Below are 14,380 nucleotides of genomic sequence, written 5' to 3'. Positions count from 1 at the left end.
GATTAATAATTGGGTAGGGATAAATGTATTTAAAAAAGGACTTTAGTTATGTCGTTTTATAATATGGTTATTAACTTTGTTGAAAATAAAATTGCCCCAATTGCAATCAAAGTCGGTAACCAGAAACATGTAAGAGCAATGCGCGATGGTTTCATTATTGCCATGCCATTTATTATTGTGGGAAGCTTTGCCTTAGTCTTTGCTTTTCCTCCTTTTTCTGAAGACACCACGAACAGTTTTGGGCGTGCTTGGCTCGACTTTGCGAGTGCCAACTTCGATAATATTATGATGCCTTTTAATATGACGATGGGCATCATGGCGGTGTTTGTCTCGATAGGCATTGGCTATAACTTAGCTCGTGCTTATAACATGGATGGTATTACAAACGGTGCTTTGGCATTGATGACTTTCCTTTTAGTGGCTTCACCTGCTTCTGAAGGTGCGCTTTCAATGGGGCACTTGTCTGGAACCGGGATATTTACTGCTGTTATCAGTGCTTTTTTTGCGGTAGAGCTGAATCGGATCCTCCAGAAGTACAACATCACCATTAAACTTCCAGAGCAGGTCCCGCCAGCTATTGCGCGCTCATTTGAAGTGCTGATACCTATCGTTTTTGTTTATCTGACTATTTTCCCATTAAGCTTATACCTCCAAGCTGAATTTAATATGCTTATTCCGGATCTAGTCCTTGAGGCATTCCGTCCATTAGTCAGTGCATCTAATACCTTACCAGCCATCATTGGGGCGTTGTTATTGTGTCAGTTACTTTGGTTTGCTGGCATTCACGGTGCGGCAATTGTGGTTGGTCTACTCTCCCCAATTTTCCTAACCAATATTAGTGCTAACCAAGAAGCGTATTTAGCGGGTGAAACGATTCCTAATGTTTTCACTCAACCGTTCTGGGATTTTTATATTTTCATCGGTGGGTCAGGTGCAACGTTAGCATTAGTACTACTGATGATTTTCAGCCGCTCTGTGCACTTACGCAGTTTAGGACGCATGAGCTTTGTTCCTGGCATGTTTCAAATCAACGAGCCCGTCATTTTCGGTAGCCCTCTGGTATTGAATCCAACTCTATTTATACCTTTCGTTTTTGCTCCTGTATTAAATGCCATTGTTGCTTATACAGCGGTACACATGGGCTTTGTCGGCATGGGCGTTTCACAAACCGCATGGACAGCACCGGCATTTTTAGGCGCTTCATGGGGCTCCGGGTGGACAATTTCTCCCGTGATATTAGTGGGTGTTTTATTAGTGATGGATCTGTTCATCTACTTGCCATTTTTCAAAATGTTCGAAAAGCAATTACTTAAGCAAGAAGGCGAAGCTGAGCAAGCGAAAAAAGAAGCTGAATCAGCGGCAGGCGCTGGCGTTACCGCTTAATTTCAATGAGCGAGTGATGGGGTTATAGCGAAATATCGCGGGGTCTGAAACCTTAACTTCAACACTCGTCTCACATCTAAGCTAACGGCTTTTGTATCAAATAATCACAGTGCAAGGCTGAGCTGACTTTCAGTATTAATCGATATTTCAGTATTAATCGACAAAATTTTGGAGTAAACAATGAGTGTTCAAGAAAACCAGAATACCCCTGTAGAAATCGATCAAGAACAAGTGGTAATGGAAATCATCGTCAACGCGGGCGAAGCTCGGAGCTTATGCTTTGAAGCATTACAGCAAGCACGGAAAGGTGAATTTGAAATCGCGAGAGAAAACATTAAGCGCTCTCGAGAGTGCATTAACAAAGCGCATCTAACCCAAACTCAGTTGATTGAATTGGATCAAGGTGAAGGGAAAGTCCCTATGACATTGGTCATGGTCCACGCGCAAGATCATCTAATGACGACGATTGTTGTCCAAGAACTCGCAACAGAAATGTTGGAAGTTCACCTTAAATTAGATAGCCAGCAACGAGAGCATGATGCCTTGGTTTCTAAACTTCAGACTGTGGATGTATAGGTGAAAATATGACAGAAACAACGAATAAAAAGCAGCAGCTTAAGGTTGCCATCATTGGTGGTGGCAGCAGTTATACCCCAGAGCTTATAGAAGGCATTATTAACCGTCATCAGAAATTACCGATTAAAGAAGTGCACTTAGTGGATGTGACTGCAGGGCGAGATAAGCTCTACATTATTGAAGCGTTGGCGAAGCGGATGATTGAGCGTTCGGGTTTAGCTATCGAAGTGAAAGCGACATTGAACCGAAGAGAAGCGATTCAAGGGGCTGACTTCATCATGACTCAATTTAGAGTCGGCGGGTTATATGCGCGAGCAAATGATGAAAAAATCCCATTAAAGTACGGTGTGATCGGTCAGGAAACCACGGGTGCGGGTGGCTTTGCTAAAGCACTGCGAACCATCCCTGTTATTCTTGATATTTGTAAAGATATTGAAGAACTGGCACCAGATGCATGGATGCTGAACTTCACAAACCCTGCGGGCTTGGTGACTGAAGCGATTCTTAAATACAGCTCAGTAAAAACCATAGGGTTGTGCAATGTACCTGTCTCAATGCAAATGATGATTGCTGAGATGATGGCTTGTAAACCTGAGCAATTATCCCTTGAATGTGCAGGTTTAAATCATTTGTTATGGGCGCATAAAGTCTGGTTAGAAGGCAAAGATATCACGTCAACCGTGCTTGAAAAAGTAGGTGATGGGGCGAATTTCAGCATGAAAAATATCTTTGAAGAACCATGGAATCCGGATTTTTTAAAGTCGCTAGGTGCGATTCCATGCCCTTACCATCGCTACTTTTATCAAACCAACGCCATGTTAGCGGAAGAGAAGCAAGCGGCAGAAAGTGAAGGCACACGAGCAGAGCAAGTGATGAAAACAGAGGCTGATCTGTTTGAGTTATATAAAGATGTTCAATTGGATGAAAAGCCGAAGTTATTGGAAGAACGAGGTGGTGCGTATTATTCAGATGCTTCACTCAACCTTGTGGATGCACTGTATAACAACCTGAATACGATCAACGTGGTTAACGTGCGTAATAATGGAGCTATTCCTGCGTTACCCAATGATGCTGTTATCGAGTGTAGTGCTGTGATCGGAAGTTGGGGAGCAAAGCCTTTGGCATTTGGTTCGTTCTCTCCTGCTATTACAGGGCTGATTACCCAAGTAAAAGCGTATGAGCAATTGGCCGTTGAAGCGGCGGTTCACGGGGATTACGACAAAGGGCTGATGGCGTTAACATGTAATCCATTGGTTCAAGATATTAATAAAGCGAAGAGTATTTTAGACGAAATATTAAAGGTGAATTATGACTACTTACCTCAGTTCTATGGCGAAAATATCAAACAAGCTGTACCAGTCTAAGCTGATTATCGTATAACATGTTATTCGCCTTGGTAGCCTTGTTTTATATGATGTATTTTAATGTAAAACTATCTAAAACAGACAAGTTATACATATTAAAAAGTACAAGCATACAAGGCTATTCTCGGTCAGCTTTCTACTGAATAACTGAATAACTGAATAACTGGATAACTGGCTAGCCGAACATAAGTGAAGGCTTGCTTTTATTTATATTGATGAGATTAGGCGCTATAAATTGCCACTGATTAAGGACATAAGATGTACGTCATATTCAATGCAGATGATTACGGTCTAAGCCAAGGGGTCAATACTGGCATTATAGAATCCTCCAATCTGGGCGTGGTTCGTTCCACTACTCTAATGGTCGGAATGGAAGCTCAGCAGCATGGGATTGATTTGCTTGCTGGCGCGCCTCAGTTAAAGCTTGGTTTGCATTTTAGGCTCACAGCCGGAGCCGCTTTGCTTCCTTCAAGCAGCCTAACTGATAGCCATGGTCAGTTTTTAAAACAAGAGCATTTTTGGCCGAGAACGCAGTTCAATGAAAACGAACTGTTTGATGAACTGACTTTGCAAATTGAGCAGTTTAAAAAGACGGGCGTGGATTTGAGCCATATCGATAGTCATCATCATGTTCATACGCACCCCCAGGTACTTCCTGTCGTTTTGGAAGTAGCAAAATTGCATAAAGTGCCAGTGAGAGGTCAAGGAAGTGTCGTGGGTGATCCCATGATCAAGCGATATCGTTTTAGTGATGTGTTTTATGGCGACGCTATCGATGTCGGCACCATTGTCAAAGAAATAAAATGGCTTCAAGCGGACACGGATGTTCTGGAAATCATGTGTCACCCTGCTCACCTTGATGAATCACTTAAAGCGCAGAGCAGTTATTATCACCAGCGCCATACAGAGTTGAACACTTTGACGAGTGAGCAGCTTCAAGAAGCTCTGCATAAAGCACAAGTAACGGTGACGGATTATTCGATATTGAACGAATAACAGCACTTACATCAAATATTAAGACTTTAGCAACCTGCCAGCTATTGCCCCCCTTTAGTCAAAAGACAAATAATACTGGCAGATTGCTATTCCACTTCAATACTTTCTATTTCAATTTATCAACGGCGCTTCATTCTGTATAAAGAATAAAAGCGCCGCTTATTAAGGTACAGAACCCTACATGGCAAGGATTAAAGACGTTGCAGAACTTGCAGGCGTAAACCGTTCCACCGTTTCTAGGATCATTAACGGTGAAGGGAAATTTAGAGCGGATACTGTTAGAAAAGTAGAAGCCGCAATGGCAGAGCTTGATTACAGACCCAGTGCTATTGCTCGTTCATTAGCGACATCATCTTCAAATATGATTGGTCTGTTGGTCACCTATTATACGGGTGGATTTTTCGGGGAGATGATGGATCAAGTACAAACTGAGCTTGATTTGAATAAGAAGTTTTTAATTACTGCGCAAGGTCATCAAACAGAAGTTGGAGAGCGAGAAGCTATCCAAAGGTTTAATGATTTACGATGTGATGGATATGTACTGAATAGCCGTCATTTAAGTGATGATGAACTCAGAGACTTAGCAAGAAAGCCCACTCCATTTGTGTTGGTCGACCGCTTAGTGGAAGGTTTAGAGTCACGCTGTGTGACATTTGATCATGTTGCAGCAGCGAAGACATCAGTAGAACATTTGATTGCTCAGGGGCATCAAATTATAGGGTGCATCTCTGGTGCAGAAAATCGTTTATCGAGCCAATTAAGAACTCAAGGGTATAGAGAGGCACTAGAACAAGCTGGTCTGTTGATATCTGAAAATCTTGAACAGGCGGGTGATTATCGCCAAGAAAGTGGTTACCTTGCCGCCAAAAAACTGTATGAAGCTAACCCTTCTATGACCGCTATTTTCTCATGCAGTGAAGACATGACATCTGGCGCAGTTCAGTTCTGTCATGAACAAGGTATTAAGATTCCAGAGCAAATTGCCTTAATCAGCTTTGATAGCATTGACCGATGCGAAATGTATTACCCTAAGGTTTCCTCTGTTCATTTTCCTATTAGTGATATGGCGCGCCTAGCGGTTGAGATTTTGATGAAACAAATCAAGAACCAAACGATTGAAGCCCACCACCAATTACCTTATGAATTAAGAATTCGAAATAGCAGTACAGTTATGCCTGAATCGATCAAAAGCTAAAGGATTCCGAGCGTTTTCAGCTTTCGGTAAATGGTATTCCGGCTGACCCCAAGTATGCGCGAAGTTTTACTGATATTGCCTTGGTTAGCTTGGTAAGTTTGAACCAAGGTGTCTTCAACGGCTGTTTTTAAGTCTGTACCTTCTGGCAATAAGCTATTGGCTTGGTTTGCTTGAAGCTGCGGTGAACATGTTTGAAATTGTGCAGCACTGGATAGTAATGAGTTACTTAGCGTTTTCAGCTGTTGAGCTAAATGATTAGGAACATGTTCTAAAGTTAACTGAGGTTCACCAGAAGAAAGCAAAGCCGTCACTTTTAGTAGGTTGTCTAACTCTCTAATATTCCCTGGCCAAGAATACGTACAAAAACGTTTCATTAGGCTAGGGCAAATACGTTGACTATGTTCAGCGTATTTTTGGTGGATAGCTTTAATGAGTGCTGGCTTGTCTTCCCTTTCTTTTAAGCTTGGTAAGTGGAAAGTCAGCCCATTTAATCGGTAATAGAGATCTTGCCTAAACTCCCCACTTTCAACTAATTGCTCAAGGTTTTTATGAGTGGCGGCAATGATCTGACAATCCACATTGATGCTTTGGTTTGACCCAACCGGCACCACGGATTTGTCTTGTAAAACATGTAATAACCGACATTGAGCTTCTAATGGCATGTCCGCGATTTCGTCTAAAAACAAAATGCCTTTGTCAGCCTGTCTTATTTTCCCTTGATAGCCTTTATGGCTCGCGCCTGTGAAGGCTCCGGGCGCATAACCAAATAATTCTGATTCAATTAAATCTTTTGGTAGAGCCCCACAATTCACCGCCACTAATGGTGCCGATTTTCGTTGGCTTTGCTTGTGTAATGCCTTAACGAATTCACCTTTTCCTACGCCGGTTTCACCAAGAATTAATAAGCTGATGTCTTTGTCGATCACTTTATTGGCTTGTTGCCAAACGTGTTCAATATGGTGGTCTCCGTGGTGTAAATCGCAAGACATAGTCAAAGCACGAGTTCGTTTAGGTGGGCGTTGCAGCTGTTGCTTTTCAAATACAAAGGAGGATTCAGACAGCGGCTTTTCGAAGAGTGATTCAATAGACTCACCCACCACCGATGCTTGTTCTAACAACTGAGAAGCGACTTGATTGTGCGCGAGTATTTGCCCTGTTTTATCAGCAATCACAATACCTTGCCAGCCACTATGTAACAGCGATTTCGCGTACGCCAAATCAATACGAATGGTGCCTTGCGGGATATGACTGAGTAACTGATTTTCGATGAGTTGAATCATGTTCTGTACAAGTAACTGAACCGTCGAGCTGTGTTGCTGCTGTTCACTGGTAATATCCAAGATACCGATCATTTGTCCTTGATGATCAAAAATGGGGCAAGCGGAGCAACTTATGAACCGATGCTGGTGGATAAAATGCTGGTCTCCAATGATGGATACAGGCTTAGCCTCAACGATGGCTGTGCCGATTGCATTGGTCCCTTTAAGTTGTTCTTGCCAGCAAGCACCAGAACTTAATGCGATTGTAGTGAGTTTTTCTTTAAACTTTTCTTGTCCCCAACTTGCCAGTATTACGCCTTCAACATCGGTCAAAATTAAACGGCTATCACTACGTGCAAACATTTGATTAAACAGAGGTAATGCGACTTGCTTGACGATTTGAATTAGGTTGGCCGAGCCATATCGGCGCTCTTTAAGAAGAGATTGAGGTAAACGAATATCTTCAGGAAGACGCCTTTGCTTTAGACCTGCTTCACTGCTGCGCCCCCAAGAAGATGAAAGCCAGTCAGAAGTGGATGTGTGCTTCAATGATGTGTTGGTTTGTTGAAGTTGCATGATCGTTCCAAGCTGTGACAGTAAGGGTGTTCCAAAGTGGGACACTTGAACACTGAGACTCGTCCTCTACCACAGTTCAAAGTTAATACACTTCAGGTTGTTATTGTTTGGTAATCATAGTTTTACATTTTATTAACAACAAGTTTTGAAGTATTGGCGTGTGATTTGCGTTGTTACTGTTGTGAGAAAAACACGGAACAACGATGTTTTAAACACATTACGTTTAAAAAACGGATTAGAAATCAATAACTCAAACAGAATTGAAAGTGGAAGGATCTAACTATGATTTATGCGCAGCCAGGTAGTGAAAATGCAGTGGTGAACTTTAAAGCTCAATACGATAACTTTATCGGTGGTGAGTGGGTGAAGCCTGTGAGTGGCGAATACTTTGACAATATTTCACCCGTCAATGGTGAACCTTATTGCCAAGTGGCACGATCTACGGAAGCCGATATTTCTTTAGCGTTAGATGCAGCGCATGCGGCGAGAGCAAGTTGGGCAAGCACAAGTGTTACTGAACGATCAAATATTTTACTGAAAATAGCCGATCGAATTGAAGCAAACTTAGAAGAAATTGCGGTGGCTGAAACTTGGGAAAACGGCAAACCTGTACGTGAAACTTTGGCTGCTGATATTCCTTTAGTCGTTGATCATTTCCGTTACTTTGCGGGTTGTATTAGAGCGCAAGAAGGCAGCGCAGCAGAGCTGGATTCAAACACCGCAAGTTATCATTTCCCAGAACCCATTGGGGTAGTCGGGCAGATCATCCCTTGGAACTTCCCAATCTTAATGGCGGCTTGGAAACTTGCGCCTGCGTTAGCGGCTGGTTGTTGCATTGTTTTAAAACCGGCGGAGCAGACTCCCACCTCTATTTTGGTATTAATGGAAAAAATTGCAGACCTTCTTCCTGCTGGTGTTATCAATGTCGTGAATGGCTTTGGTAGCGAAGCTGGTCAAGCGCTAGCAACCAGTGATCGCATTGCGAAATTGGCTTTCACAGGTTCAACTGAAGTGGGTCACCATATACTGAAATGTGCCGCTGAAAGTTTGATTCCATCAACGGTTGAATTGGGCGGTAAGTCTCCGAACATCTACTTCCCTGATATTTTCAACCATGAAGATGAGTACCTAGATAAATGTGTAGAAGGCATGCTGCTGGCATTCTTTAACCAAGGTGAAGTGTGTACTTGTCCATCACGGGTGCTAATCCATGAATCGGTTTACGATAAGTTTATTGCGAAGGTTGTGGAAAGAGCGCAAACCATTAAGCAAGGCAACCCACTGGATACCGACACGCAAGTGGGCGCTCAAGCTTCGAAAGAGCAGTTCGATAAGATCTTAAGTTACTTGGAAATTGGTCGACAAGAAGGGGCAAAAGTACTGACTGGTGGTGAAATTGCTCAGCAACCGGATGATTTGGGTAACGGTTATTATATTCAACCAACGATGCTGGAAGGCAACAACAAAATGCGCGTATTCCAAGAAGAAATTTTTGGCCCTGTTATTGCCGTAACCACCTTTAAAGATGAAGCTGAAGCATTGGCTATTGCCAATGATACCGAGTATGGCTTGGGTGCTGGGGTATGGACTCGTGATGCAAACCTAGCGTATCGAATGGGGCGTAAAATTGAAGCTGGACGTATTTGGGTGAACTGCTACCACGCTTATCCTGCGCATGCGGCATTCGGTGGATACAAGAAGTCAGGGATTGGACGCGAAACTCACAAGATGATGTTAGATCACTACCAAAACACCAAAAACTTATTGATCAGTTACGACACTAACCCTCTTGGCTTTTTCTAACCAACAGCTTTAATAACTGGTTGCTTTAACCGCATTTTTTGTAAAAGAAGTGGTGGTAACTCTAGAATAACAACACAGTTGGCTTAACTAACTAAAAGCGCCACATTCGTATGAAGTGGCGCTTTTCTTTTATAGATAACAATGGAGGCTCGAACTATAAGTCGGTTTGAGAAAAGAAGATTTCTTGCTTCTTATGAAGCCCGTGATTCCCTTCGACTTTAACTTTCTCTAAGCCTTTTTTACCGACCAATGCCTGAACCATTTGGCGGTTAAATGGGAAGTTCTTCTCGTCTTCAATAAACTCATTCACTGAAATCCACTTAGCTTCGGCGATTTCATGAGTATCTTGAATGTCGATGTCTTGAGAGTCTGCCGTTAGGTGGCAAATGAAGTACAAGTTCGATTTACCAAATTGGTAAGGGTGCTTAGTTGTCATGCCTACCACCGACTGAAATGTGGCTTTCACGCCAGTTTCTTCCAGTGTTTCCCGAATGATGGATTCTTCAATGTTTTCTGCTAATTCAATGTGTCCACCAGGCAGCTTATAACCTGTCATTCCGTGTTCTTTAATGATGAGAAGTTCATGATTATCATTGGTAATTAACGCGCCAGCCCCAAGAGTGTGAGTAGGGATGAAAGGCACAAAAGAGACCGAGTCGGATTTATGAATCAGTGTAATTTCAGTTTCGAGACAATTGTGAAAAACAAACCCAGCTTGAGTCGCCAAAGGAATCAATTGGGATTGAGATATCGGCAAGCTAAGCCAAGTGATCCCTTTGTGGTTGTCAGATGAAAACTGCAAGATTTCAGCCAGTTCTTGTTCGAACAAATGAGTGTCGTTTGGCACGCTTTCCTCATCGATAATGATGCCGTTAAATTTATCGAGAATGAATTCCACTGACTTTCCTTATCTTCTATTTATGAGGCTTAGGCGCTTTTTAAATACTCTAAGGTATCCGTTAACGAAGGCAATATCGTATGACCTAAAGCTTTGACTTCATTACATGGCTTTACTAAATCCGGGACTTGGAAGGTCATCATATTGGCAGCTACGGCTGCGCGAGTGCCATTGTTTGAATCTTCAAATGCGAGGCATTTTTCTGGATCGATCCCAAGGCGTTCAGCAGCCAGCAAATAGATTTCAGGGTGAGGTTTGCCATTGGTAACTTCGCAGCCAGTACTTAAAGAGGTGAAGTAGGAATCCAGCCCTGCCAATTTGAGCTTTACCTCAGCAAGATCAAGCTGTGTAGACGTTGCTACCGCGATAGGAATGTTGTTAGATTTGAGCCATTCAAGAAGCTCGACAACGCCTTCTTTTACGGGAATCGCTTGGTGTTTGACTATGTCACTGTATCGAGTGCGCCACTCGTTATTCAGCGCTGGGTAATCGAGATCTTTGCCGTAGCCATTACGGAAAATTTGCTCAATCGTTTTTGCATTACAGCCAATAATGTTGAGATACACGTCTTTTAAAAACGGGACGCCTTGGGCTTGGCACGCTTCTTCAAAAATACGCATACAAACACGTTCGGTGTCGAGGAGTAATCCATCCATATCAAAGATGGCTGCTTGGAAATTCATGGGGCGACTTCTTTCTCAAAATTCTGTGAAGCCCGCATTCTTACATAAGCCTAGTTCATCTTCTATCACTGAATTGTTAGAACTTTCAGTTAAATTACCGGAGCCTTTATTAATTTCGTAGAGTCTCCAGTTGATTTCGCAGAGCCCTTAGTTGATTGAGTTTAGCCTTCAGGTGAATCAGTAGAACCAACCTGTGCGAAACGAAACGCCTACTATGACAAAGCAAATCGATAAAATGGTAACGGGAATAATATGCCAAGCCATGGTTTTGAGAGTGTCAGGTGATAAGTTGGGTATGACTCTAAATCTCGCGTTTAAGGCAAAGCAAAAAGTGATGAACAAAAGAGAAAATTTAAGCCAAAGTACGTGAGTGATGGGGTTCGAAAAATCTGTCCATTGAGTAAAGTCTGGCAACATATGAAAGGCGAGCATTATGCCTGTGACGATTTGGGTCACGAGTGCTGGCATCCCAATTTTTTCATAGACAGATTCAAACTTGAGTAATTCTTCTGGTGACCGCTCTTTGAGTACTCGGGGCAGTACGACAACTGAAAGTACGATATGCCCACCAGTCCAAATGGTGGCGCCCAATACGTGCAGTAATAGCAATATTCCAAACATAGTTAACTCACTTTAGGAAATGATAACTCACCTTATACTAATGAGAATCATTTCCAAATGAGCCAGGTCAAACTTACTGGCTATTTATAAAAGTATTGATTGGTATTGTGTGCGTGAATATATAGACAGGCTCGCGAGTGTGGGTTACCTAATGTAACGAGCATTAATACTCACATACCAGTGTTGCAGTTTTCCATCGGATTTTTCAATCCACAGATCATTCGTGTACTGCTCTATTTTCCCGTTAACACTGAGTGAAAATGTGTTCTCATCGAATTCGCCCAGTTTGGCAAACTTATCCGTGGTGATAAGGAAAGGTTCCATTTCTTTAATATCACTCACGTCGGAAACCACGTAGTAATGGTAAGTAAATGGCATGCTGGCATCGTTTGGGTTTTTTCGGTAAGAAACCAACTTAAATGGCTTGGTTAAAGGTACGTCGAGTACTTGTTTATCCAAAATTGAAGGGGTAGGGATAAACAGCCAAGCGGTAAATAAACCACTGAGTAATACGACAACGAAGAAAAGAACTTTTGCCGTTTTTAGTGCGAGTTTTGTATTCATTGCAAACCTTGCTGTATAGCAACCATTACTAATAGGGTGACAGTAACATCAATAAAAATAAGGTTGCTATGGTAACAGGTTTTTATTCCAAGCTTACTTGTTTAAGTAGGCGGCGTGGAACTCAATATGATCGCTGATGAAGGTAGAGATAAAGAAATAGCTGTGGTCATAACCAGGCTGCATACGTACTTCTAAATCTGTATTGTTCACTTTGGCCGCTTCTATCAATTGCTCTGGTTTTAGCTGCTCTATTAAGAAGTTATCCGCTTCACCTTGGTCAACTAAAATTGGAAGTTCAATGCTATGTTCTTTCATCAATTCTGAAGCGTCATACTGCTTCCAAGACTCAATGTCACTGCCTAGATATTGGCTGAACGCTTTTTGCCCCCAAGGGCATTGCATTGGGTTACTGATCGGGCTGAATGCTGAAATAGAACGATAGCTATCCGAATTTTTGATACCGATGGTCAATGCGCCGTGCCCACCCATGCTGTGTCCTGAAATAGACTTGATAGCCGTTACTGGAAAGTAAGCTTCAATTAACGCTGGAAGTTCTGTCACGATGTAGTCATACATATGGTAGTGATCATTCCACGGTGCTTGAGTTGCGTTTAGGTAAAAACCCGCCCCTTGACCCATATCGTAACTTTCATCATTTGGCACATTTTCACCGCGAGGGCTAGTGTCTGGCGCGACTATCGCAATACCTTGCTCGGCAGCCGCTTTGAAAGCATTGGCCTTCTGCATAAAATTTTCATCTGTGCAGGTTAAACCAGACAGCCAGTATAAAACGGGTACTGGATTTTCTTTGCTTGCATTAGGCGGTAAAAAAATTGCAAAACGCATATTGCAGTTAAGAGTGGCAGAGTGGTGGCTGTATTGTTTGTGCCAACCGTCGGCAACTTTTGCTTGGCTGATATTTTCGATAGACATGATGATTAAGCCTTTGATATTGGAATAGCCGCTCTTAGAGAAGAACGGCTATTAGGTAAAGCGAAGTTAGGTTGTTTGCCTATATCTAGGTCACTGACTTCTGCTTGAGTGACTTAGCTAAGCTTATGTTACTTAAACCTGTTTAGACTATTTATCCATGTGTAGAACAGTACGGATAGACTCACCTTTGTGCATTAGGTCGAACGCTTCATTTACGTCTTGCAGACCCATAGTGTGAGTAATGAACTCTTGTAAGCCAAACTCACCCGCCATGTAACGGTTTACGATTTCTGGAAGCTCAGAGCGACCTTTAACACCACCGAAAGCAGAACCACGCCATACACGCCCAGTCACTAGTTGGAATGGACGAGTTGCGATCTCTTGACCAGCACCAGCAACACCGATGATCACTGATTCGCCCCAACCTTTGTGACAGCATTCAAGTGCTTGGCGCATTACATTTACGTTACCAATACACTCGAAAGAGTACTCAACACCGCCGTCTGTCATCTCAACAATCACTTCTTGAATCGGCTTGTCGAATTTCGTTGGGTTGATGCAGTCAGTCGCACCAAGCTGTTTTGCTAGCTCGAATTTGCTTTCGTTGATATCAACACCGATGATGCGGTCTGCACCAGCTATGCGAGCACCAATGATTGCAGAAAGACCGATACCACCAAGGCCGAATACAGCAACGTTGTCGCCTTTTTCTACTTTAGCTGTATTTAGTACCGCGCCCATTCCTGTAGTTACACCACAACCAAGAAGACAAACTTCTTCAAGTGGTGCGTCTTTAGATACTTTTGCTAACGAGATTTCTGGAAGTACTGTGTACTCAGAGAAAGTCGAGCAGCCCATGTAATGGAAAATTGTTTCGCCATTGATTGAGAAACGGCTCGTTCCATCTGGCATTAAGCCTTTACCTTGAGTTTCACGTACTGCTTGGCAAAGGTTTGTTTTGCCAGACTTACAGAATTTACATTCACCACATTCAGCGGTGTAAAGAGGGATAACATGGTCGCCAATTTCAACGCTTGTTACGCCTTCGCCTATCATTTCAACAATACCGCCACCTTCGTGACCTAGGATTGATGGGAAGATACCTTCTGGATCGTCACCTGATAATGTGAATGCGTCAGTGTGACATACGCCAGTCGCGACGATACGAACAAGAACTTCACCAGCTTTAGGAAGTTGAACGTCAACTTCTTCCATTTTAAGAGCTTCACCGGCCGCCCAAGCAACCATAGCTTTAGATTTAATATGCGTTTGACCAGGTTTAATTTCGATTGTCATTGGATGCTTCCTATATATATCAGTACAGCGGATAACTGTGCAATTAGCTTCAACCCGTTAAGAGTAGTTGAGCTTAATTGTTTCCGCTCTCTCGTTTTGTTGGGGCTAGTATAGAGTTTTGTATTAATTTGATAATCCCTCAAAATTGAAAATGATTATTACATATAAGTAATAATTGCCAGGATTGAACAGAAACCTAGAAAGTAAGAAGTAAGAAGTAAGAAGAAAAAGTA

General features: G+C 42.5%; 13 protein-coding genes. 6 read left to right on the top strand and 7 right to left on the bottom strand.

Features of this window, described 5'->3' with window-relative positions:
* The first annotated feature begins 48 nt into the window (after positions 1-48).
* The 5 genes from F0226_RS16305 (at position 49) to F0226_RS16285 (ending at position 5,514) form a co-directional block, all read left to right on the top strand.
* Positions 49-1,383, top strand: a complete 1,335-nt coding sequence (locus tag F0226_RS16305) for a PTS sugar transporter subunit IIC (RefSeq protein ID WP_171736629.1) — start codon at positions 49-51, stop codon at positions 1,381-1,383.
* A 216-nt stretch (positions 1,384-1,599) separates the two neighbouring features.
* Positions 1,600-1,959, top strand: coding sequence for a PTS lactose/cellobiose transporter subunit IIA (locus tag F0226_RS16300; protein WP_171736636.1), 360 nt, complete (start codon positions 1,600-1,602; stop codon positions 1,957-1,959).
* Between the two features lie 8 nt (positions 1,960-1,967).
* Entirely contained in the window at positions 1,968-3,323 is a 1,356-nt protein-coding gene (locus F0226_RS16295) for a 6-phospho-beta-glucosidase (RefSeq protein ID WP_171736628.1), read from the top strand.
* Positions 3,324-3,581: 258 nt separating this feature from the next.
* The gene (gene chbG, locus F0226_RS16290; RefSeq protein WP_171736627.1) at positions 3,582-4,319 is read left to right on the top strand and encodes a chitin disaccharide deacetylase; all 738 of its coding nucleotides are present in this window, start codon (positions 3,582-3,584) and stop codon (positions 4,317-4,319) included.
* Positions 4,320-4,500: 181 nt separating this feature from the next.
* Positions 4,501-5,514, top strand: coding sequence for a LacI family DNA-binding transcriptional regulator (locus F0226_RS16285; RefSeq protein WP_171736626.1), 1,014 nt, complete (start codon positions 4,501-4,503; stop codon positions 5,512-5,514).
* Here F0226_RS16285 and F0226_RS16280 read toward each other — a convergent pair.
* Complete coding sequence (locus F0226_RS16280; protein WP_171736625.1) at positions 5,511-7,349, bottom strand: sigma-54-dependent Fis family transcriptional regulator; 1,839 nt, start codon at positions 7,347-7,349, stop codon at positions 5,511-5,513. The two genes, F0226_RS16285 and F0226_RS16280, sit on opposite strands and share 4 nt — an antisense overlap.
* Before the next feature lie 282 nt (positions 7,350-7,631).
* Here F0226_RS16280 and F0226_RS16275 point away from each other — a divergent pair, with 282 nt between their 5' ends.
* The gene (locus F0226_RS16275; protein ID WP_137371663.1) at positions 7,632-9,152 is read left to right on the top strand and encodes an aldehyde dehydrogenase family protein; all 1,521 of its coding nucleotides are present in this window, start codon (positions 7,632-7,634) and stop codon (positions 9,150-9,152) included.
* A gap of 154 nt (positions 9,153-9,306) precedes the next feature.
* Here the strand turns inward: F0226_RS16275 and F0226_RS16270 are convergent, their stop codons facing one another.
* The 6 genes from F0226_RS16270 to F0226_RS16245 all read right to left on the bottom strand — a co-directional run bounded on the left by F0226_RS16270 (position 9,307) and on the right by F0226_RS16245 (position 14,147).
* Positions 9,307-10,050, bottom strand: coding sequence for an NUDIX domain-containing protein (locus tag F0226_RS16270; protein ID WP_171736624.1), 744 nt, complete (start codon positions 10,048-10,050; stop codon positions 9,307-9,309).
* A gap of 29 nt (positions 10,051-10,079) precedes the next feature.
* Entirely contained in the window at positions 10,080-10,733 is a 654-nt protein-coding gene (locus tag F0226_RS16265; RefSeq protein ID WP_171736623.1) for an HAD family phosphatase, read from the bottom strand.
* Positions 10,734-10,910: 177 nt separating this feature from the next.
* Positions 10,911-11,354, bottom strand: a complete 444-nt coding sequence (locus F0226_RS16260) for a CopD family protein (RefSeq protein WP_171736622.1) — start codon at positions 11,352-11,354, stop codon at positions 10,911-10,913.
* A gap of 144 nt (positions 11,355-11,498) precedes the next feature.
* Positions 11,499-11,918, bottom strand: coding sequence for a hypothetical protein (locus F0226_RS16255; RefSeq protein ID WP_171736621.1), 420 nt, complete (start codon positions 11,916-11,918; stop codon positions 11,499-11,501).
* A gap of 93 nt (positions 11,919-12,011) precedes the next feature.
* A complete protein-coding gene (gene fghA, locus F0226_RS16250; protein WP_171736620.1) occupies positions 12,012-12,851 on the bottom strand; it encodes an S-formylglutathione hydrolase in 840 nt (279 codons plus the stop codon).
* A gap of 147 nt (positions 12,852-12,998) precedes the next feature.
* Positions 12,999-14,147 (bottom strand): S-(hydroxymethyl)glutathione dehydrogenase/class III alcohol dehydrogenase, encoded by a 1,149-nt coding sequence (locus F0226_RS16245; RefSeq protein WP_171736619.1) that lies wholly within the window; start codon positions 14,145-14,147, stop codon positions 12,999-13,001.
* Between the last annotated feature and the right edge of the window lie 233 nt (positions 14,148-14,380).

It is taken from the genome of Vibrio sp. 99-70-13A1, from assembly GCF_013114625.1.
Lineage (GTDB): Bacteria > Pseudomonadota > Gammaproteobacteria > Enterobacterales > Vibrionaceae > Vibrio.
The sequence above is the reverse complement of the archived record's forward strand: the minus strand, read 5'-3'. Positions and strand labels throughout refer to the sequence as shown.

Bases quoted from the DNA above. Each gene is read 5' to 3' on its own strand.
- F0226_RS16260 (WP_171736622.1), bottom strand. From the start codon at position 11,354: ATGTTTGGAATATTGCTATTACTGCACGTATTGGGCGCCACCATTTGG.
- F0226_RS16255 (WP_171736621.1), bottom strand. From the start codon at position 11,918: ATGAATACAAAACTCGCACTAAAAACGGCAAAAGTTCTTTTCTTCGTT.
- F0226_RS16245 (WP_171736619.1), bottom strand. From the start codon at position 14,147: ATGACAATCGAAATTAAACCTGGTCAAACGCATATTAAATCTAAAGCT.
- F0226_RS16285 (WP_171736626.1), top strand. From the start codon at position 4,501: ATGGCAAGGATTAAAGACGTTGCAGAACTTGCAGGCGTAAACCGTTCC.
- fghA (WP_171736620.1), bottom strand. From the start codon at position 12,851: ATGTCTATCGAAAATATCAGCCAAGCAAAAGTTGCCGACGGTTGGCAC.
- F0226_RS16305 (WP_171736629.1), top strand. From the start codon at position 49: ATGTCGTTTTATAATATGGTTATTAACTTTGTTGAAAATAAAATTGCC.
- chbG (WP_171736627.1), top strand. From the start codon at position 3,582: ATGTACGTCATATTCAATGCAGATGATTACGGTCTAAGCCAAGGGGTC.
- F0226_RS16275 (WP_137371663.1), top strand. From the start codon at position 7,632: ATGATTTATGCGCAGCCAGGTAGTGAAAATGCAGTGGTGAACTTTAAA.
- F0226_RS16265 (WP_171736623.1), bottom strand. From the start codon at position 10,733: ATGAATTTCCAAGCAGCCATCTTTGATATGGATGGATTACTCCTCGAC.
- F0226_RS16295 (WP_171736628.1), top strand. From the start codon at position 1,968: ATGACAGAAACAACGAATAAAAAGCAGCAGCTTAAGGTTGCCATCATT.
- F0226_RS16280 (WP_171736625.1), bottom strand. From the start codon at position 7,349: ATGCAACTTCAACAAACCAACACATCATTGAAGCACACATCCACTTCT.